Here is a 21180-nt window from a genome sequence, read left to right as displayed (position 1 = left end):
CTCAGTGACGCTCCTGCATAAGAAGACCCCACATATGCTCAATATCGTATTCACGCTGTAAAAATAGGGTGACTAAAAAAAGCATGGTGAAGCAAAAGGTCCCCATTCCAAAGTAAATATCTGAAAAGTCTGATAATTGAAACGAGGAAACGAGGAAACTAATCACATAAATCTCGAGCATAGTCAGTTGCGACAGGAGTCCCTGAAATTTTAATAATTGTTTGAGGCTATGGCGCCCCAATGGGCTATCAAGCCCCCATTTAACAATTAAGAGTTGGATGAGAATCGACAGGATCAATAAACCTGGGCCTACCACCGCCGCGGCGAGCACGGCTATACCTACAACCCAATACCCTTGGTCGAAGACGGCAAAAGCGCCTTGAAACACAGTCGTAGTGCGAATACTGCCTAGGAAATGAATTTCCAACACAGGGAAAAAATTAGCAGGAAAATAAAATACCAACGCGGTAATGCACAGTGCCAACATGCCATTCACTGAGCAGTATGGTGTGTCATAAAGAGCAGTGTTACAGCGCGGGCACAACGCTCTTACACCCGTCGGTAGGGCGCGTTTCCGAATGGCCAAGTCGCAGGAACGACAGAGGATTACAGAGTTTTCTGCTGTATTTTCATGCATATAAAAATATTATATTAGCCCCAAAGCCATTGAGATAGTGCAAATAATCCGAATTAAACAAATTATAAGGTGAGATACCCAATTTCTTGACTCATCTCGACAACGCAAAACGTTCACATAATATCAGAATAATCAGAACACTTGCATCACTAGTTCACTTTATGTCATTCTGGTTACTGTATATAAAAACAGTGCGAGGGCAGTCATGGCAGTTATTACACAGTTTGTCGTGGTAAGAGAAGGGGTAGAAAAGATGACATTCACATCGAAAAAGGAGGCTGATGCCTACGATAAGATGCTCGATATCGCTGACAACCTCATTCCATTTATTCAAAACGCGCAGCTCGGAATTGATGAAAGTCTGACCGAACAGCTCGCATTCTATTTTGCTAACAATAAAGATGAGCTGACAAACTTGCTTAAAGGCGTCGTTCAAGTTAATAGTACGCCAACAAAACAAAGTGCAGCGAAAAAAGCGTCTAAGAAGGACGACGCTGTCGAATAATTCTTAGGATGCATATGAAACCGCAATTTTATGAATCATTGAATCGTCAAGTGCTGGCGTTACTTGAAGGTGAAGACGATTTAGTGGCTGCCATGGCTAACTTTTCGGCTCTGCTCAACGATAACTTAACTGAGCTAAATTGGGTTGGTTTTTACGTGATGCGCGGCGAACAGTTAGTGTTAGGTCCTTTCCAAGGAAAAGTCGCTTGTACCCGCATTCCTATGGGAAAGGGTGTGTGTGGCACCGCAGCACTGGCTAACCAAACCCAACGTGTTGCCGATGTGCATCAATTTGACGGCCACATTGCCTGTGATGCGGCCAGTAATTCAGAAATTGTTATCCCTGTGCGGGCTGATGGAAAAGTGATCGCTGTGCTGGATATCGATAGTCCTATTTTTGATCACTTCGACGAAGAAGACCAAAAGGGCTTGGAATTATTGGTAAAAAGCTTCGAAAAATGCCTATTTGCTTAATTTGCGTACAATAACGCATAATTCATGGTCGCAATCGGTGGCGTGCGCCTTATAATAGCGCATGTCCTGATAAGGCTTATTTAGGTATGGTCTGAATAAGCCTGATAGGTTTAGCCGTAAAAAATTGTTAACTTATATTTTTTAACTTTAGTTAACTCGGCGAGAATGCTAATTTGTACTTTGGCTCAATTGTGGGCTTAACCAAGATGAACGACACGTAAGAAGCTGATTTATATCACCTCGAATTCGATGTCCCTTTTTAACTGTGGAAGTAATGATGGAATCAACAGATAAGTTGACCGACACCAACGCAATTTTGGCGTATTTGTATGAAACATTTCCTTTGTGCTTTATTGCTGAAGGTGAAACTAAGCCATTAAAAATCGGATTGTTTCAAGATTTGGCTGAAAGGTTGGCTGATGATTCTAAAGTCAGTAAAACGCAACTGCGAGTGGCGTTAAGACGCTACACCAGCAGCTGGCGCTACCTAAAATCGGTAAAGGCCGGTGCACAGCGTGTCGATCTTGATGGTCAGCCTTGTGGTGAGTTAGAGCAAGAGCATATTGATCATGCTCAAGCCATGTTGAAAGAAAGCCAAGAAAAAGCCAAAGCTAAGCGTGCTGCTCAAACACCGAAAGCGGCTCCAGCGGGTAAAGCTCCGGCGAAAAAAGCCCCTAAGAAAGTTGCCGTTCCTGCACGTAAGACTGAGCGCCCAGCAAAAGCGGCTCCAAAGGTCGAACCTGTAGTGAACTTAGTGCAAGCGCAATTGACTGATTTAGCGAAGAAGCAACGTGTCAATGTTAAGTTAGGTATGACGCCAGTAGCCGGCGTGATCACCGACATTAATAAAGAAGACATTCATGTTCAGCTCGATAGCGGCTTAACGATAAAAGTGAAAGCAGAACATATTCTGCTGTAATCATTTAATCTAACGGAGTAACTTGTTGATGCGAAAACTCATTTTGGCTACATCCATCGCCACTGTTTTTGTCGGATTCTCGGCTTGGGCTGTGCCTCCTACAATTCAAATCAGCGAGTTACCCACTCTCAAGCAGGAAGCGCAGCATAAAGTGGCCAGTAAGCGAGTGACGGATTTATATACTCGTTCGCATTACCACCGATTTGCGCTCGATGACGCGTTTTCTGCGCAGATATTTGACCGCTATTTACAGCAACTTGATTACCGTCGCAATGTGCTGACCCAAGCCGATGTCGACAGTTTTAAACCTTATATCAATCAGTTTGACGACATGCTTAGTTCAGGTGAACTCGATCCTGCATACAAAATGTTTGATTTGGTTCAAAAACGTCGCTACGAAGGCTTTGTGTACGCGCTTTCTCTGCTCGATAAAGAAATGGACTTTACCGCCCCTGGTGATGTCTACGATTATGATCGGGAAGATGTTGCTTGGCCGAAAGATCAAGCTGAAATCAATGAACTTTGGCGTCAGCGAGTCAAATATGACGCGTTGAATCTCAAGCTTACTGGCAAAAAATGGCTTGAAATCGTTGATATTCTGCAAAAGCGTTATAACAACGCCATCAAACGTTTGACTCAGACCAATAGCGAAGATGTGTTCCAAGCCGTGATGAACGCGTTTTCACGCAGCATAGAGCCGCACACTAGCTATTTATCCCCCCGTAATGCCGAGCGTTTCCAAATGGAAATGAACTTAAGCCTTGAGGGTATTGGCGCGCAGTTACAGCTCGAAGATGATTACACTGTGATTAAGAGTTTGATCGCGGGTGGTCCTGCGGCTGGCAGTGAGAAACTGTCACCAGAAGATAAGATTGTCGGTGTCGGCCAAGAAGGCGGCGAGATTGTTGATGTTATCGGCTGGCGTTTAGACGATGTGGTCGAACTCATCAAAGGACCTAAGGGCAGTAAAGTCGTTTTGCAGATTTTACCGAAGAAAGGCGGCTCAAATGCTAAGCCGTTTAACGTGACCTTAGTGCGTGACAAAATTCGCTTAGAAGACCGTGCAGCCACTTCAAAGATCATCGAACCTAAAGACGGTGTATACGCCAATCGTAAAGTCGGTGTGATCCAGATCCCTGGATTCTATATGAATTTATCCCAGGATGTTGAAAAGGAACTACTTAAGCTGAATGAAGCCAAAGTCGAAGGTGTGGTTATCGATTTACGTGGTAACGGCGGTGGCGCATTAACTGAAGCTGTGTTACTGACCGGACTCTTTATCGATATGGGACCAGTAGTACAAGTCCGTGATGCCGATGGTCGTGTATCCGCTCACCGTGATAACGATGGTAAGACGACTTACACAGGTCCGTTGACCGTGATGGTTGACCGTTATAGTGCATCAGCTTCTGAGATTTTCGCAGCAGCATTACAGGACTATGACCGTGCACTGATTGTCGGAGAATCCAGTTTCGGTAAGGGTACAGTACAACAGCACAAGAGCCTAGGTCGTATCTACGATATGTACGAGAAGCCAATTGGCCATGTGCAATACACCATTCAGAAGTTTTATCGGATTAACGGTGGTAGTACTCAACTGAAAGGTGTGACACCGAATATTGCTTATCCAAGTGCATTAGAGCCTGGTGAATACGGTGAAGCTGAAGAGAAGAATGCTTTGCCTTGGGACAAAGTCCCGATGGCGCAATATGGCACGCTAAACGATATCACTCCTGAACTGGTGGCGAGTTTAGAGAAAAAGCACCTTGCTCGAATTCAAAACAGTGTTGAATTTAACTATATCAATCAAGATATTGCTGACTTTAAAAAGCATCACAAAGAGAAAACGGTCTCCTTAGTTGAAAGTGAGCGTATTGCATCACGTGAAGCTGATGAGAAGAAAGTGCTCGATAGAACCAATGAGCGTCGTGTTGCCAATGGTTTAGCGCCTGTTAAATCGATGGAAGACATTAAAGACGATGTCGTAGCACCAGATGCATTTTTAGATGAAACGGCGTATATCACCTTAGATATGGTGGATGCGAAAAAGCTAGCTAACGCTGGCACTAAATAGGCGGAGTTTACGCCTGTTTACCTTATCTTAAAACGCGCTTATGGCGCGTTTTTCTTATTTAAATCAGTGTTAAAGGGAACGAAATGACCCAAGCTCAAGCAAAATACCTCAAAGACTACCAAGCTCCCCCGTTCACGATTGAAACCATTGACTTAGATGTTAATCTCGATGGTAAAAACACCCTTGTTAAAGCCGTTAGCAAGGTCAAACGTACCTCAAACCACGCCAATCCTTTAGTGCTCGATGGGGAAAGTTTAACCTTAGTGAGTGTGGTGATTGATGGACAAGCAGCGGTGTATCACGAGAGTGAAGGTCATTTGACTATTGCGACTGGGCTTGATGAGTTTGAGTTATCGATCATCACTCAGCTTGATCCTGAAGCTAACTCGAGTCTTGAAGGGCTTTACATGTCCGATGGTGCCTATTGCACCCAGTGTGAGGCTGAAGGGTTTAGACGTATCACTTATTTCCTTGATCGTCCTGACGTATTGGCTAAATACACAGTGCGTATTGAAGCGGACAAGCTTGCGTTCCCATTCCTGCTGAGTAACGGTAACTTGATTGACAAAGGCGAGCTCGATGGCGGACGCCATTATGTACGCTGGCAAGATCCATTTCCCAAACCTGCCTATCTTTTTGCCCTTGTTGCAGGTGATTTTGACCTGTTACAGGATGAGTTTATTACCCGTAGCCATCGCAAAGTGGTGTTACAGGTCTTTGTTGATAAAGGGAATTTACATAAGGCGCACCACGCGATGGCGTCCCTTAAAAAGTCCATGGCCTGGGATGAATCCCGTTTTGACCTCGAGTATGACTTAGATATCTATATGATCGTTGCCGTCGATTTTTTTAATATGGGTGCGATGGAAAACAAAGGCTTAAATATCTTCAATACTAAATATGTTCTCGCTGATACTTTGACTGCAACAGACGATGATTATCATGGGATTGAATCCGTCGTTGGTCATGAGTACTTCCATAACTGGACTGGAAATAGGGTCACTTGTCGTGATTGGTTCCAACTAAGTCTCAAGGAAGGCTTAACCGTTTTCCGCGATCAAGAATTTAGCTCGGATTTAGACTCTCGCGCTGTGAATCGAATTCACGCAATTAAAGTGATCAAGAATCAGCAATTTGCGGAAGATTCTGGCCCTATGTCCCATCCTATCCGTCCAGAATCTGTCATTGAGATGAATAATTTTTACACTGTGACAGTGTATAACAAGGGCGCTGAAGTCATTCGTATGATGCACACCTTGCTTGGCGAAACGCATTTTCAAGCGGGGATGAAGTTATACTTCAAACGTCACGACGGTCAAGCTGTGACCTGCGATGATTTTGTCGCGGCGATGGAAGATGCCAGTGGTATCGATTTAACCCAATTCCGCTTCTGGTATAGCCAAGCAGGCACCCCGATGGTGACCGCAAGCGATAGTTTCGATGCTGCATCAGGGCGTTATCAGTTAACACTTAAACAGACTTTAGCAGGTTGCTTATCGCCGCTGCATATTCCTTTTAGTCTTGAACTGTTGGATGAGAAGGGGCTGTCGCTGGTTAACCAAGTGCTCAATTTTATCGAAGCCGAACAAGTATTTACTTTTGAAGGACTCAACCATAAACCTGTGGCGTCACTGTTGCAAGATTTCTCTGCGCCGGTTAAATTACATTATCCCTTTGAAGTTGACCAACTTGTTCATCTGATGCGTTTTGCTTCGAGTGAAGTGGCGCGTTGGGAGGCATCAGTCACACTCGTTAGCCAAGCAATTTGGCAAAATGTTGAACATTTACAGCAACATCAGACGATGACCTTAGATGAAAGAGTTAAGGACAGTTTTAAAGGGGCTTTACTCGATGAGAAACTCGATCAAGCACTGAAGGCTGAGATCTTAGCGATTCCATCGGCTTCCGCTTTGGTTGAGCAAACCGATACTGTTGACCTTGATGCATTAGCCTTAGCCCGTGAATTTGTGCTCACCGAGCTTGCAGCATACTGTGAAGATGAGTTAACGGCACTTTATCGCTCATTAGTTAATTTGGATTGCACTAAAGCTCGAGCCCTTAAAAACCAATGTCTAAATTGGCTTAGCCGAGTTAGCAGTGATGCAGAAACCTTTGTGGTTGAACAGTTTGAAAAAGCTAACAACATGACAGACTCTCTTGGTGCCTTGAGTGCAGCCAATACAGGCTCTTTAACTTGCCGTGACCATTTAATGGCTCAGTTTGAGACGCGCTGGCGTGATACGCCGTTAGTCATGGACAAATGGTTTATGTTACAGGCGACCCATGATAGTGATGATGTGATTGATAAGTTACGGCAATTACAACAACATTCGAGTTTTAGTATGGGCAATCCCAATCGCGTTCGCTCGCTTATTGGTAGTTTTGCCGCTGGGAATATTTATCAATTCCACCGTATTGATGGTCAAGGTTATGAGTTTTTAACTGAATGCCTTATCAACTTGAACCAGCTTAACCCACAGGTTGCTGCGCGAATGGTGACACCGCTAATCCAATTCAGTAAATTCGATGAAACACGTCAATCTAAGATTAAAGCCTGTTTAACGCGTTTATTAGACTTGCCTGGACTCTCGAAGGATTTATTCGAGAAAGTGTCTAAAGCCTTAGCGCAGTAGTAATTAACCTGAACTCGAGATAAGCAGAGCCGCTGAATAGGCATCTTTTCGGGCCTCTCTGCGTTGCTCTGTCTAACCATAGCTCGCTATGGTTAGACAGAGCGCCTTGATATGCGCAAAACCTGCGCATTCAGCCAGATAATAGATTTTTCGTTTCACAATAATCATTTATAGCATTGATTTAGTTTATTAAATTTAGGTTTTTCGACACTCGTTACCCCGAGTTTAGGTTAATTAGAGGAGGAGAGCAGCACTTTGCTGCCCTTATCAGTATGGAATTGTATTTTAAGTTAACCCTGAGCTACCAAGATTTTTTACCTTACTATCAGGGGCTGGCCGATAAAGTTGAAGTTCGTGAAAGCCAAGGGCGGATCCTGTGGATTAACGGGCGGCATTTTAGGCGTTTTTTAACTGAAAACGGGATCCATGGGCAATTTAAACTGGTGCTCGATGATAAAGGGCAATTTGTGTCATTAGAGCGATTGTAGAAACAAATTGTTGATTTTAACTTAGAGCAATTACTTTAAACGGTCGACTAATTACAATTCAGAAAATATGATATTTTATCTGTTATTATGTTGATGAAAAATATGATTTTTTATCTTGTTTTTTCCATTCATTCCTATCTTCTACTTTTCTAATTTAAATCCTATCTTTGTACTAGATGACATAAATGTGTCTACGTGCTTAATTCTTTAGAAAATTTTATCTAACTGTGCCTTGCTCATGGGGATTAATTGCTGTAACAATGATGTTACCTGTGAGCTAACAAGATGTTGGTTGTAATTCCTAGAACAAAGAATCCAGCAGGGTACGGAGAGCTAAAATGAAAATTGTTAAAAAAGGTTTTAACAAGTCGGCGCTTGCTTTGGGGGTGGCGTCGGCATTGAGTTTATTGATGGTGTCGAATGTTAATGCAGTTGCATTCGATTGGGGGGCAGTACAAGGTTCTTTTGACTCAACTTGGACCGCTGGTGCCAGTTGGCGTGTGGGTGAGCGCGATTGGGCAGGACAAATCGGTAAGGTTAACCAGCCACAATTTGATTGGTCAAATTATACTGCTTTTGGCAATACCAAATACACTTCTGCTGAGATTTGGGCGCAACCAGGCTCCTATTCAAGCAATAATGACTTAAGTAATTTACTTTATTCTCAAGGTGATACCACTTCAGAGATCGTTAAAGGATTACATGAGCTGTCTCTGAAGTATGAAAACTATGGTTTATTTGCGCGTGGCATGTATTTCTACGATCGTAAATTAAATGATGGTAATTATGACTTCAACGATCCGCTAACAGGGAAAGAATACGATCCTTGTCAAGATAACCGTGCTTCAGAGGTGCAATGTAAGGACATCCGTCTGCTGGATGCCTTCGTCTATGCGAATTTTGATTTGAATGACGGTGCAAATCCTCTGTCTATTCGTGTGGGTAACCAAGTCGTCTCTTGGGGGGAAAGTACGCTTATCGCCCACGGTATCGGTGAGATTAACCCCGTTGATTTGAACATCCTTAATGCTCCCGGTGCTGAACTGAAAGAAGCCTTTAGACCTCAAGGTATGGTTTGGGCCTCTTTAGGGATCACGGAAAATTTATCGGTAGAAGCTTTCTATCAATATGATTGGGAACCAATTTGGGTTCCTACACCCGGTTCAATTTTTGCGACTAACGATTTTGCGGGCTTTGGTGGTTACAACCAAAACGCACAGCTAGGTTTTAACGCCAACCCTGATATTAATTTAGACTTTGTGATGCAAGAATATCAACGTCTTGCAGGAATGATCGCCAGCGGTCAGACAATTCCAACGCAACAGCTCGTTGCGATGGCGTTGGCATATCCAACTAAAGTGACCTTAGTGCAGGATGAGCAATCGCCGAGTAATGATGGGCAATATGGTATCAAGCTAGGTTATTATGCGCCTGAATTGGGCGATACCGAGTTTGGTTTCTACTTTATGAACTACCATAGTCGCCGTCCGCTGATCAGCGGTACTGCAGCCGATTTTAGCACAGGTGCGCTGTTATCCGATTTAGCGGTACTTGGGCAAAATGCCGGGGATATTAATCGCGATTTGCTGCTGAGCTTAAAAAGCTTCTCTAAGGCGCAAATTGTTTATCCTGAAGACATTAAACTCTACGGCTTTAGTTTTAACACTTCACTGGGTGATACCTCAGTCGGTGCTGAAATTGCCCACCGTCAAGATGAACCGTTGCAAATCGATGACGTAGAACTGTTGTTTGCTGGTATGCCACAACAATTAGCTAATGCAGGTATTCGCCCAGATTTCAACGGTATTTCACAAATTGATGGTGTCAAACCTGGTGACACTGTCGACGGTTTTATCCGCCGAGACACCACTCAGGCGCAAGCCACGTTCACTCACTTATTTGGTCCAACACTGGGACTGGATAACTTGACTATGTTGGCTGAAGTCGGTGGGGTGTGGATCCATGATATGCCTGGCTTTGATGAACTGCGTTTAAATGGCCCTGGTACAGCGCGCTCTGGTGGTAATCCTGATATGCCGGGCATTATCCAAGCGTTGCATAACGGCCCTGAAACCAACCCATTCCCAACGGATTTCGCCTGGGGATACCGCCTTGTAGCCAAAGCTGAGTTCAATAACTTGTTTGCCGGTGTGAACATGTCTCCACGAATGATTTTCTCACACGATGTTGATGGTATTACCCCAGATCCTATGTTCCTATTCACTGAAGGACGTAAGTCAGTCGCCTTGGGTCTTAACTTTGAATACCAAAACCGCTGGGGCGCAGATCTGTCCTACAACAATTTCTTTGGTGGTGTAGGTACAACCAACGCGATGGCAGATCGTGATTATATTTCATTCAATATCAAGTATTCGATCTAAAGGACTATAACAATGAAGAAACTGTCGATATTGGCAAGTGCGGTGATTATGGCACTTGTAGCACCAGCAGCGATGGCGAAGATCTCTGAAGCAGAAGCCGCAAAACTGGGTAACGAATTAACTCCATTAGGTGCTGAAAAAGCAGGTAACGCCGATGGTTCAATTCCAGCATGGGATGGTGGTATTACTAAGCCTATAGCGGGTTACACTAAGGGAATGCATCATCCAGATCCTTTCCCTGAGGATAAAATTGAATTCACCATTACCAATGCAAATAAAGCACAATATAAAGATTATTTGACCCCTGGTCAGATGAAACTGTTTGAGCTTTATCCTAATACTTACAAGATGAATGTGTACAAGACTCGTCGTAGTGCGTCTGTACCGCAATTTGTGTACGATGCGACTAAAGTCAATGCAACCCGTGCTGAATTGGTGGCGCAAGGTAATGGAATTTCAGGTGCATCAATTGGTATTCCCTTCCCAATCCCAGCCAATGGCTTAGAAGCAATTTGGAACCATATCCTCCGCTTCCGTGGTATGGATGTAGAGACCTCTCGTAGCCAAGCTGCACCCACAGCAGATGGAAGTTACACCTTAGTGGAAACCGCTGAGGAAATTCGCTTCGAGTACTCTCGCCCAGAGATCACCCTCGATCAGTTAAAAGCCAGTAACACCTTGTTCTACTTCAAACAGGTTGTCACTCAACCCGCGCGCCTCGCAGGAACAGCACTGCTGGTGAAAGAAACCATGGACCAAGAAGCGTTACCGCGCCAAGCATGGACCTATAACACTGGCCAGCGCCGTGTTCGTAAGGCACCAAACGTTGCGTTTGATACACCGGGCACAGTATCCGATGGTCTGCGCACTACGGACGATTTCGACATGTTTAACGGTTCACCCGTGCGTTATAACTGGGAGCTTGTGGGCAAGAAAGAAATCTATATTCCTTACAACGATTACAAATTGCATTCAGATAAGCTGAAATATGATCAGATTTTAAAACCCGGTCATATTAATCCTGAGTTTGTCCGTTGGGAAAAACACCGCGTATGGGAAGTAAAGGCGACACTGAAAGACGGTATGCGCCATATCTACAAAACTCGCGTGATGTATCTTGACGAAGACTCATGGCAAGTATCGATTGCCGATCTGTACGACAACCGTGATGAGCTTTACCGTGTGGCGGTTGCCCATGGTTTGAACTATTACGAAGTTCCAGCGCAGTGGGATACCTTAGAAGTGTTCCACGATCTACAGTCCCGTCGTTACTTGGCCATGGGGTTAGACAACCAGAGCGGCATGTATAACTTTGATGCCAAACTGAGTGAAGCAAACTTTACCCCAGATGCGCTGCGTCGCGAAGGTATCCGTTAATTAGCTACGGTAAAAGGGGCGCTAAGCGCCCCCTCATTAGTTTAAGGAAGTTTGTATGTCGTTTCGCATCCTTCAATGTGTCGCTGCGATAAGTGTTGGTTGTTTATTTTTTTCCCCTTCGTTTTCTGCACAGTCAGAGCATTTCCCTCAAATTCAGCCTCTGGCGGCATCTTCATTAGTGTTAGATATCGCCCATGCTGGCCAGCATTTAGTTGCTGTAGGTGAGCGAGGCCATGTTTTAGTGCTAACGGACAAATGGCAACAAGTCCCGACGCCGACTTCCGTTCAGTTAACAAAGGTTTTCTTTTTAAATGAAAAATTCGGTTGGGCTGTTGGGCACGATGCCACTATTTTGCATACTCAAGATGGCGGCCAGACTTGGTCGTTACAAATGCAGTCGACTGAAATCGAAAAGCCTTTCCTTGATGTATTGTTTTTAAATGAACAAGAAGGTATGGCGATAGGTGCCTACGGACTCTTTTATCGCACCCGCGATGGCGGCGCAAATTGGACTGAGGAATTCCATGAAGAGCTGCTTGCCGAAGAGGACGTCTCCTACCTCGCTGAGTTAAAAAACAGCGATCAAGCAGCCTACCTTACTGAGCGAGCATCTTTATTGCCGCATTTTAATCGGATGATAGCGCTTAAGGATGGGCGTCTATTATTGGTGGGAGAGCTTGGCTTAGTGGCGATGTCGGCAGACAAAGGCCAAAGCTTTACCCGCACGGGGTTTGATTATGATGGCTCTATGTTTAACGCCATTCAGCTGCAGGATGCGGTTTACGTGATGGGGCTAAGAGGGCACGTCTTTAAGGCCGATTTGAGCCTTGCCCAATGGGATGAGATTGATATGCCAGTTAAATCATCTATCAACGGTGTTATGGCAACCTCAGAGACTAGCCTATATCTTGTAGGTAATGCCGGCATTGTTATCCAGTTAAATCAGGATGATAGTTCGAGTATTGTGACTCGTCGCCAAGGGGAAAACTTAGTTTCAATTGCCAAAGATAACCAAGGGAATGTGTGGTTATCGGGTAGCCAAGGGCTACTCACACTTAAGCCATAAATTATAAAACAACAATAACAGGGCCGATAAGATGTTAGAAAAACTGGTCAACGGATTTGAGTCATTTTTGTTCCGCAACCGTGCTTGGGTGGTAAGCATTTTCATTTTGGTAACGGTTTTTTTGGGATACCAAGCCAGCCAATTAAAAATGGATGCGGCATTTATTAAAAATATTCCACTCAACCATAGTTATATGCAAACTTACCTCAAGCACCAAAAGGATTTTGGGGGCGCAAATAGCATTATGGTGGCGGTCGAAGACACCAGCGGTAATATTTTTAATCCTAATTTTTTTGATACCCTTAAAAACGTTCATGATCAGCTGTTTTTTATTCCCGGTGTTGACCGTTCTCAGGTGAAATCGCTGTTTTCTCCTTCGACCCGTTTTACCGAGGTTGTGGAGGATGGTTTTGCTGGCGGTCCTGTGATACCTGCTGATTTTGCTACCACAGAAACAGGGCTGAATACGGTTCGAGATAACATTGAAAAAGCAGGGATTGTTGGCCGATTAATTGCTAACGACTACAGCGCTGCTATGGTATCTGCCCAGTTAATGGATTTTGATCCACAAACGGGTAAACCCTTAGATACCATTGCCTTTGCCGCCCAACTTGAAAAAGAACTGCGTGGCAAATATGAAACCGATAAAGTAAAAATTCATATTATCGGCTTTGCAAAGATGGCTGGTGATGTGGCCGATGGTGCCAAAGGTGTATTACTGTTTTTCGTGATAGCCATTTTAGTCACGGCGGCAATGGTTTATCTGTTCTCTAAATCGATTATTCTGACGCTATTACCTTTAATCTGTAGCTTAGCTGCGGTGATCTGGCAGCTCGGTTTATTGACGGTAATTGGTTTCGGTCTCGATCCGATGTCGATTTTGGTGCCTTTCCTGGTATTTGCGATTGGGGTGAGTCACGGTGTGCAGATCATTAATGCCGTAAAACGCCGTGTCATGGATGGGCAATCTACTAAGGCTGCATCAGCTTCGGCATTTCGTAGCTTACTTGTGCCCGGTGGTGTGGCGTTACTCTCTGATACTGTTGGTTTTATTACGCTATTATTCATTGATATTGGTATTATTCGTGAGCTGGCGATTTCGGCATCCTTGGGCGTAGGTGTGATTATTCTCACCAACCTTATCCTCTTGCCGTTAGTGATTTCCTTTACCGAGATTAACGTTCCACCACAAGGTCAACCAACATCGGATGAAGTGCGTGCCGAGGCGATTTGGCGCTATCTGGCAAAATTTGCCACCCCTAAATACGCGATCGTGGTGATTATAGCGACTATTGCCTTGTATTTTGCTGGGTTAGAAAAGGCAAACCAGATGAAAATTGGTGACCTGCAAGGCGGTGCACCCGCGTTACATCAAGATTCGCGCTATAACTTGGACACTTTCTTTATTACAGATCATTTCTCTATCACGACGGATGTGATGACTGTGATTGTTGAAGCGAGTCCCGAAGCCTGTACTTATCACGATGTGTTGAATCAAATTGATGAGTTTGAATGGTTAGTGCGTAATACTCCTGGTGTTGAATCAACCGTCAGTTTGGCTTCGGTGGCAAAAAAAGTGAACGCTGGCTTTAACGAAGGCAATCCAAGGTGGGAAGTGCTACCGCGTACAACGGCGAGTTTAGTCCAGGCTATTGGTCAAATTCCCACGACTTCAGGTTTATTAAATGGCGATTGTTCGGTCATGCCTGTGTATCTGTTTATGAAAGATCACAAGGCCGAAACCATAGAAACTGTGGTCGCTAAGGTCAAAGCTGTCGCTGCCAAAATGGATAATGATAAGCTGCAATTTAAACTGGCATCGGGTCCTGTTGGTGTGATGGCGGCAACGAATGAAGCCGTAGCCGAAGCGCAATTACCTATGATGATCTATGTGTATGGCGCGGTATTTGTGCTGTGTTTAATCAGCTTCAAATCTTTCAAGGCAACGGTTGCGGTTATCATTCCACTCTATGTGGTATCGACACTGGCACAGGCCTTGATGACAATGCTTAATATTGGCTTAGCTGTCAGTACGTTACCCGTTATTGCTCTGGGTGTGGGAATTGGGGTCGACTATGGTATTTATATCCTGTCGACCATGTCGTCTAAGTTATCAAATGGTATGCCAGTACAGCAGGCTTACTACGAAGCGTTGGTTGAGCGGGGAAGTGCGGTGATTTTTACCGGTTTGACGCTGGCTATCGGAGTAAGCACTTGGTTTTTCTCGGCGCTTAAATTCCAAATGGATATGGGGATCCTGCTCACCTTCATGTTTTTAGTAAATATGTTGGGTGCCATAATTATCCTGCCAGCATTGGCGGCGGTATTCTGGCGACAACCTAAGTAATACCTTGAAATGGGGAGTTTAACTCCCCATTTTTTTTTGCATAGTTAGTCTGTTTTTACGATTGTTTGGTCATTGTTTGCGCTTTAATCGCGCTGCGACTGGATTTCAAGAGGATGTACCACTAAAATTTTCCTCGAAATACAGAGGATTTAGTAATAAACTTCGCGCGACGATCTAGATCACACTCGCTTTTCTCAGATTGTTAAGCCGAAGCATCCAAATAATGAAAAAAAGCGCTGCCATAGACGCTTAAGGAAACAGCAACATGGCCTTGAAAGATGCAATGCCTTCAGTACTACTTGAAAATGTAGTCAGTTTAATTCACGCTAAAGTCCCTAATTCACAAGCCAAGCAAGTTGAACAGTTCGCGACCTGCCTTTATGCCCACATGTCTAAAGACGACCTCAATGCGCGTAATGACAGCGATCTGTACGGTGCCGTCCTCAGTTTATGGAACGCACTGAACAAAACCCCGAAAGGGGAAACTCACCTCAGAGTATTCAATCCAAGTCAGTCAAAACATGGCTGGCAATCAACCCATTCGATCATTGAAGTCATCCAACCAGATATGCCATTTTTGGTAGATTCTGTTGGTATGGCCTTGAATCGTATGGGTATTACGGCTCATGTGATGTTACATACTCCGCTGGCGATTGAGCGTTCAGCGCAAGAAGTGACTAAAGTAACTTATCTGAACCAAAGCCCTGACAGCACTGAACATGTTGCGGTTTTCTTAATTGAAATCGATCGCCAAAGCAGCACTGCGGACATCAAAGCTCTTGAACGCGAAATCCAATCTGTGCTCGCCGATGTTGCCGCATCAGTCAACGATTGGGGTGCGATGTCAGCTAAGTTGAGCGAGACCATTAAAGAGTTACCTAAACGTCCATTTCCCGGTGAGAAGCAAGAGTTAGAAGAAGCGATTAACTTCCTAACTTATCTTAATAATCATCATTTTACCTTACTGGGTTACCGTCAATACGATTTAAAACGTGTTGAAGGGGATGTTGAGCTAGTACCGAATATAGCCTCTAGCTTAGGTTTAATGAACAAACACCATAAGACTCAGCCAGAGCAAGGTTTGTTATTATCAAGCTTCTCTGACAGTGCCCGTAAAGAAGCCTTAGACCACAGTTTACTGATCCTGACGAAGAGCAGTGCCAAGAGCCGCGTGCACCGTCCAGCCTATGTCGACTATATCGGTATTAAACGCTTCGATAAAAAAGGCAATGTGATCGGTGAAGACAGATTTATCGGTTTATACGCCTCAAATGTATATAACCGCAGCCCACGTGAGATCCCGCTGCTGAACGAAAAAGTCCAGCGCGTATTAGACCGTTCAGGTTTAACACCTCGATCTCACGACTATAAAGCCCTACTGAACATTCTCGAAAACTTACCGCGCGATGAGCTAATTCAAGCTAATGTGGATGATTTAGCACACACAGCGCACGGTGTGCTCGAGATGCAAGATAGGGATAAACTGAAGCTCTTTGTTCGCAAAGACGGTTTCGGTCGTTTCTTATCCTGTTTAGTGTATGTATCTAAAGATCGTTACAACACTAAGCTTCGCCAAGATACCCAACGTATTCTGGCTCAACATTTCAACAGTAAAGAAGATGTAGAGTTTACGACGTATTTCTCCGAGTCGACCCTGGCACGTACTCACTACATTGTCAAAGTTGATAACAATAATATGGATGTAGATGTGGCTGCCATAGAGAACAACTTAATAGAAGCGGCACGTTCTTGGGAAGATAAGTTAAATACTGCGCTAAACAACGCCTTAGGTGAAGAAGCCGGTACTCATCTGATGAAGCGTTACGCTAACGCCTTCGAACAAAGCTATAAGGAAGATGTGCTGCCAAGCTCCGCCGTTGTGGATATGCAACAGCTCGAAGCCTTGGACGACGAACACAAACTGGGTATGTTGTTCTATCAACCGCAGGAAGCTGCGCTGAATGACAACAAAGTGCGTTTAAAACTGTTCCATAAAGATGAGCCAATTCATCTTTCTGACGTGCTGCCAATGCTCGAAAACTTTGGTTTGCGTGTGATTAACGAACGCCCTTATGAAGTCACCACCGCAGACGGCTCAACCTTCTGGATTTTAGACTTCTTAATGACAGTGAAAGTTGTCAACACCGACAATATCGCTGATAGCCAAGACAGATTCCAAACAGCACTGTCACAAGTGTGGCAAAAGAAGTTAGAAGATGATGGTTTTAACCGCATTATTCTGGCCTCTGGCTTAACGGGCCGTGAAGTCTCTGTATTGCGCGCGTATGCGAAATATATGCGTCAAATCGATGCGACCTTTAGCCAAGCTTATATTGAAGAAACCTTCGGCCGTTACCCTCAAATCGCTGATTTGTTGGTGAAAATGTTTATTCGTAAGTTCAATCCTAAACTGAAGACCCGTACACTGGGCAAGTTTATGGAGCAAATTAACCTACGTTTAGACGAAGTATCAAGTCTCGATGATGACCGTATCATTCGTCGCTATTTAGACTTGATTAACGCCACACTGCGTACCAACTTTTATCAACTGGATGCCAAAGGCGAATCTAAGAGTTATATCTCGTTTAAATTCATGCCTTCGTTGATCCCTGAAATGCCACGTCCACTGCCGAAATTCGAAATTTTCGTCTATTCGCCACGGGTTGAAGGTGTGCATTTACGTTACGGTAAAGTGGCGCGTGGTGGTCTGCGTTGGTCTGATCGCCGTGAAGACTTCCGTACCGAAGTGCTTGGCTTAGTGAAAGCGCAACAAGTGAAAAACACCGTTATTGTGCCTGTGGGGGCAAAAGGTGGTTTCGTTTGTAAACAACTGCCAACTGAAGGTGGTCGTGAGGCTTTCTTCACCGAAGGCCAAGAATGTTACCGCATCTTCATTCGCGCCTTGCTCGATATTACCGATAACATTTTGAACGGTGAAATCGTGCATCCAGTGGATGTGGTTCGTCACGATGAGGATGACCCTTATTTAGTTGTGGCTGCCGATAAAGGTACTGCGACCTTCTCTGATATCGCGAACTCGATTTCTCTCGAATACAATTTCTGGTTAGGTGATGCGTTCGCATCGGGTGGTAGTAACGGTTACGATCACAAGAAAATGGGTATCACAGCCAAAGGTGGCTGGGAATCTGTTAAGCGCCACTTCCGCGAAGTGGGTATTGATTGTCAAACCACTGACTTTACCTGTTTAGGTATTGGTGACATGGCGGGTGACGTATTCGGTAACGGTATGTTGTTGTCTAAGCACACAAAACTTGTTGCTGCATTCAACCACATGCATATCTTTATCGATCCAAATCCTGATGCTGCTACCAGTTATGAAGAACGTGCTCGTTTATTCGCGCTGCCACGTTCGAGCTGGGAAGACTACAATAGCAAGCTGATTTCTAAGGGCGGCGGTGTTTTCCTGCGTTCATCTAAGTCAATTCCATTGTCTGCTGAAATGAAGCAAATGTTGGGTACTGAGAAAATCTCGATGACCCCAACTGAGATGATGAAAGAACTGCTGAAAATGCCAGTTGATCTGATTTGGAACGGTGGTATTGGTACCTACGTTAAGTCTTCACGGGAAACCAATGCCGAAGTCGGTGACCGCGCTAACGATGCACTGCGCGTCAATGGCCGTGAACTGCGTGCTAAGATCGTCGGTGAGGGTGGTAACTTAGGTTGTACCCAATTAGGTCGTATCGAATATGCTGCTAATGGCGGCCGTATTAACACTGACTTCGTGGATAACGTTGGTGGTGTGGACTGTTCTGATAACGAAGTTAACATCAAGATTTTGCTGAACGCGATGGTGACTGAAGGTGAACTGACGTTGAAACAACGTAACCGTTTACTTGGAGAGATGACCGAAGAAGTCGGCGAAATTGTTCTGCAAGACTGTAAAGACCAAACCCGCACGATTTCTGTTACCCAAGTGCGTGGTGCTGAACAGTTAAAAGAGCAAATCCGCTTCATCCAGTATCTGGAGAAAGAAGGTAAGTTAGACCGCGCGTTAGAATTCTTACCCTCGGAAGAAGAACTGACAGAACGTCTCGCCAATGGCCGTGCATTAACGCGTCCAGAGCTATCAGTCTTGGTTGCTTACGCTAAGATGGTGCTCAAAGAGCAGTTACTGACGCCAGAAATCACTGAAGATACGCTGCTGAGCCAATTGTTGATTGCTTACTTCCCGAAAAAACTTCAGGAACTGTATAGCGCCAGAATGGTTACGCATCCACTGCGTGGTGAAATCATTGCTACCTCACTGGCCAACGAACTGGTCAATGACATGGGTCTGAACTTTGTTCAACGTATGCAAGATGAGACTGGTGCCTCAGTTGCTGATGCGGCAATTTGCTACACTATGGCTCGCGAAGTCTTTGGTTTAGCTGAATTAACTAAATCGATCACTGACTTAAACGGTATTGTACCTGCTGTGGTTCAGGGTGAAATGTTGCACCAGTTACGTCGTAATATGCGTCGTGCATGTCGCTGGTTCTTGCGTCACCGTAACCGTAGTTGGAGTATTGAGCAAACAGTTGCCTTCTTCAAACCGGTATTTGAACAACTCAAAGCGAATGTTCATTCATACTTAGCTGAAGAAGAAGCAGCAGGCATCCAGGCTGAGATCAATGCTCTGATTAAAGAGAATGTGCCTCAGGATGTTGCCTCTACCGTTGCCAATATGAGCACACTGTTCTCTACGCTTGATATTGCGCAAATTGCGCAGGCTGAAGAGAAGACTGTCGCGCTTGTTGCCGAGACTTATTTCAAACTCGGTGCTCGCGTTGAGCTGCACTGGTTCCTAGAACAAATCAGTGCGCAACCAGTGACTAACCATTGGCAAGCACTGGCCCGTGCGGCCTTTAGAGAAGAGCTGGATTGGCAGCAACGTGCGTTAACGTCAGTGGTTTTAAGAACGTGCAGTGCAACCTGTAATGCACAGAGTGTTATTTCCCTGTGGATTGAGACTAATCAAGCCCTGTTGGAAAGATGGTTCCACATGCTAGCTGACTTTAAAACGTCGCAAAATCATGAGTTTGCTAAGTTCTCTGTCGCCCTACGTGAACTTAACCTTCTGATCCTTCACTGTGAAGGGCAAAAGTAAACTTTTATAACAATCAGAAGCCCTGGCGATCGCCGGGGCTTTTTTTAGGTCGAGGAAAGTACATGTTTTATAAAATCGCACAGAAAGTCATGTTTCAGATGGATCCTGAGCGAGCGCATAATTTAGCCATTGGCAGTCTGAGAATGACAGGCAACGGTCCTCTCAATGCTTTTTATGCTCAGAATATTACGCCAGCGCCTGTCAGCTTTATGGGACTGACTTTTCCAAATCCAGTGGGCTTAGCTGCAGGTATGGATAAAGATGGCGAGTCGATAGATGCCTTTCATGCGATGGGATTTGGTCATGTGGAAGTGGGAACGGTTACCCCAAGACCACAACCTGGTAATGATTTACCGCGTTTATTTAGATTAAAACCCGCCAAGGCGATTATCAATCGCATGGGATTTAATAACAAAGGTGTCGATAACCTAGTCAAAAATTTGATCGCGAAAAAGACTGATATTATGGTTGGCGTCAATATTGGTAAAAATAAAGACACCCCAGTAGAACAAGGTAAAGACGATTATTTAATCTGTATGGATAAAGTTTATCTCCATGCGGCTTATATTGCGGTGAATATTTCATCACCTAATACCCCTGGATTACGATCGCTGCAATATGGCGATCTATTAGACGAATTATTAAGTGCCATTAAAGCCAAGCAACTTGAATTGGCCGACAAACATAAAAAATATGTACCTATCGCGCTTAAAATTGCCCCTGATTTAACGATTGAAGAAATCGAAAATATTGCTCAAGCGTTGATTAAAAATCAGTTTGATGGTGCAATTGCGACCAATACCACCTTGACCCGTGACGGTGTTAGTGGGCTTGCCAATGCGAATGAAAGCGGTGGCTTAAGTGGTAAACCTTTAACTGAACTTTCAACAAAAGTGATTAAACAATTAGCCACTTGTTTACAAGGTCAAATTCCAATTATAGGCGTGGGTGGCATTAATAGTGCTGAAGATGCATTAGCGAAGTTTGATGCGGGCGCAACTATGGTGCAGATTTACTCGGGTTTTATTTATCAAGGTCCGAAGTTAATTAAAGAGATTGTTGAAGCTTACCGTTTAAAATAACGATCTTTAGATCTCTCGGAGGATCAAAAAGGAGATCCTCTATGATAACTGCGATCTAAAACGATCATGAGATCGCAGTTATGATCTT

Annotated in this window: 13 protein-coding genes; 12 read left to right on the top strand and 1 reads right to left on the bottom strand. The window is 44.4% G+C overall.

Annotated elements, in window-relative coordinates; genetic code table 11:
* Window position 1: 1 nt before the first annotated feature.
* Window positions 2–637, bottom strand: coding sequence for a paraquat-inducible protein A (locus tag SO_RS12000; protein ID WP_011072554.1), 636 nt, complete (start codon window positions 635–637; stop codon window positions 2–4).
* Between the two features lie 205 nt (window positions 638–842).
* Here SO_RS12000 and SO_RS11995 point away from each other — a divergent pair, with 205 nt between their 5' ends.
* From SO_RS11995 to pyrD, 12 genes are all read left to right on the top strand, one after another.
* Window positions 843–1142 (top strand): YebG family protein, encoded by a 300-nt coding sequence (locus SO_RS11995; RefSeq protein ID WP_011072553.1) that lies wholly within the window; start codon window positions 843–845, stop codon window positions 1140–1142.
* A gap of 14 nt (window positions 1143–1156) precedes the next feature.
* Window positions 1157–1615, top strand: coding sequence for a GAF domain-containing protein (locus SO_RS11990; RefSeq protein WP_011072552.1), 459 nt, complete (start codon window positions 1157–1159; stop codon window positions 1613–1615).
* 277 nt (window positions 1616–1892) lie between these two features.
* Window positions 1893–2534: an RNA chaperone ProQ gene (proQ, locus tag SO_RS11985; RefSeq protein WP_011072551.1), complete on the top strand. Its 642-nt coding sequence runs from the start codon at window positions 1893–1895 to the stop codon at window positions 2532–2534.
* Between the two features lie 28 nt (window positions 2535–2562).
* Window positions 2563–4608 (top strand): carboxy terminal-processing peptidase, encoded by a 2046-nt coding sequence (gene prc / locus SO_RS11980; RefSeq protein ID WP_164925720.1) that lies wholly within the window; start codon window positions 2563–2565, stop codon window positions 4606–4608.
* Between the two features lie 83 nt (window positions 4609–4691).
* On the top strand, window positions 4692–7241 hold the full coding sequence (gene pepN / locus SO_RS11975; RefSeq protein ID WP_011072549.1) for an aminopeptidase N: 2550 nt from the start codon (window positions 4692–4694) through the stop codon (window positions 7239–7241).
* Between the two features lie 272 nt (window positions 7242–7513).
* Window positions 7514–7729 (top strand): DUF2835 domain-containing protein, encoded by a 216-nt coding sequence (locus tag SO_RS11970; protein WP_011072548.1) that lies wholly within the window; start codon window positions 7514–7516, stop codon window positions 7727–7729.
* Window positions 7730–8067: 338 nt separating this feature from the next.
* Entirely contained in the window at window positions 8068–10110 is a 2043-nt protein-coding gene (locus SO_RS11965) for a DUF1302 domain-containing protein (RefSeq protein ID WP_011072547.1), read from the top strand.
* 12 nt (window positions 10111–10122) lie between these two features.
* Window positions 10123–11487: a DUF1329 domain-containing protein gene (locus tag SO_RS11960; protein WP_011072546.1), complete on the top strand. Its 1365-nt coding sequence runs from the start codon at window positions 10123–10125 to the stop codon at window positions 11485–11487.
* Between the two features lie 55 nt (window positions 11488–11542).
* Window positions 11543–12553, top strand: a complete 1011-nt coding sequence (locus SO_RS11955; RefSeq protein WP_011072545.1) for a WD40/YVTN/BNR-like repeat-containing protein — start codon at window positions 11543–11545, stop codon at window positions 12551–12553.
* 31 nt (window positions 12554–12584) lie between these two features.
* Window positions 12585–14900, top strand: a complete 2316-nt coding sequence (locus SO_RS11950; RefSeq protein ID WP_011072544.1) for an efflux RND transporter permease subunit — start codon at window positions 12585–12587, stop codon at window positions 14898–14900.
* A 265-nt stretch (window positions 14901–15165) separates the two neighbouring features.
* The gene (locus SO_RS11945) at window positions 15166–20010 is read left to right on the top strand and encodes an NAD-glutamate dehydrogenase (protein ID WP_011072543.1); all 4845 of its coding nucleotides are present in this window, start codon (window positions 15166–15168) and stop codon (window positions 20008–20010) included.
* Window positions 20011–20072: 62 nt separating this feature from the next.
* Window positions 20073–21092, top strand: coding sequence for a quinone-dependent dihydroorotate dehydrogenase (gene pyrD, locus SO_RS11940; protein WP_011072542.1), 1020 nt, complete (start codon window positions 20073–20075; stop codon window positions 21090–21092).
* The last annotated feature ends 88 nt before the right edge of the window (window positions 21093–21180 follow it).

The sequence above is a fragment of the Shewanella oneidensis MR-1 genome (genome assembly GCF_000146165.2).
GTDB lineage: Bacteria > Pseudomonadota > Gammaproteobacteria > Enterobacterales > Shewanellaceae > Shewanella > Shewanella oneidensis.
This window is presented reverse-complemented; position numbering and strand designations above follow the sequence as displayed.

What these genes read in the sequence shown, in the direction of transcription:
- SO_RS12000 (WP_011072554.1), bottom strand. Translation starts at nt 637, where the DNA reads ATGCATGAAAATACAGCAGAAAACTCTGTAATCCTCTGTCGTTCCTGC.
- SO_RS11990 (WP_011072552.1), top strand. Translation starts at nt 1,157, where the DNA reads ATGAAACCGCAATTTTATGAATCATTGAATCGTCAAGTGCTGGCGTTA.
- SO_RS11950 (WP_011072544.1), top strand. Translation starts at nt 12,585, where the DNA reads ATGTTAGAAAAACTGGTCAACGGATTTGAGTCATTTTTGTTCCGCAAC.
- SO_RS11965 (WP_011072547.1), top strand. Translation starts at nt 8,068, where the DNA reads ATGAAAATTGTTAAAAAAGGTTTTAACAAGTCGGCGCTTGCTTTGGGG.
- pepN (WP_011072549.1), top strand. Translation starts at nt 4,692, where the DNA reads ATGACCCAAGCTCAAGCAAAATACCTCAAAGACTACCAAGCTCCCCCG.
- proQ (WP_011072551.1), top strand. Translation starts at nt 1,893, where the DNA reads ATGGAATCAACAGATAAGTTGACCGACACCAACGCAATTTTGGCGTAT.
- SO_RS11970 (WP_011072548.1), top strand. Translation starts at nt 7,514, where the DNA reads ATGGAATTGTATTTTAAGTTAACCCTGAGCTACCAAGATTTTTTACCT.
- SO_RS11945 (WP_011072543.1), top strand. Translation starts at nt 15,166, where the DNA reads ATGGCCTTGAAAGATGCAATGCCTTCAGTACTACTTGAAAATGTAGTC.
- prc (WP_164925720.1), top strand. Translation starts at nt 2,563, where the DNA reads ATGCGAAAACTCATTTTGGCTACATCCATCGCCACTGTTTTTGTCGGA.
- SO_RS11960 (WP_011072546.1), top strand. Translation starts at nt 10,123, where the DNA reads ATGAAGAAACTGTCGATATTGGCAAGTGCGGTGATTATGGCACTTGTA.
- pyrD (WP_011072542.1), top strand. Translation starts at nt 20,073, where the DNA reads ATGTTTTATAAAATCGCACAGAAAGTCATGTTTCAGATGGATCCTGAG.
- SO_RS11995 (WP_011072553.1), top strand. Translation starts at nt 843, where the DNA reads ATGGCAGTTATTACACAGTTTGTCGTGGTAAGAGAAGGGGTAGAAAAG.
- SO_RS11955 (WP_011072545.1), top strand. Translation starts at nt 11,543, where the DNA reads ATGTCGTTTCGCATCCTTCAATGTGTCGCTGCGATAAGTGTTGGTTGT.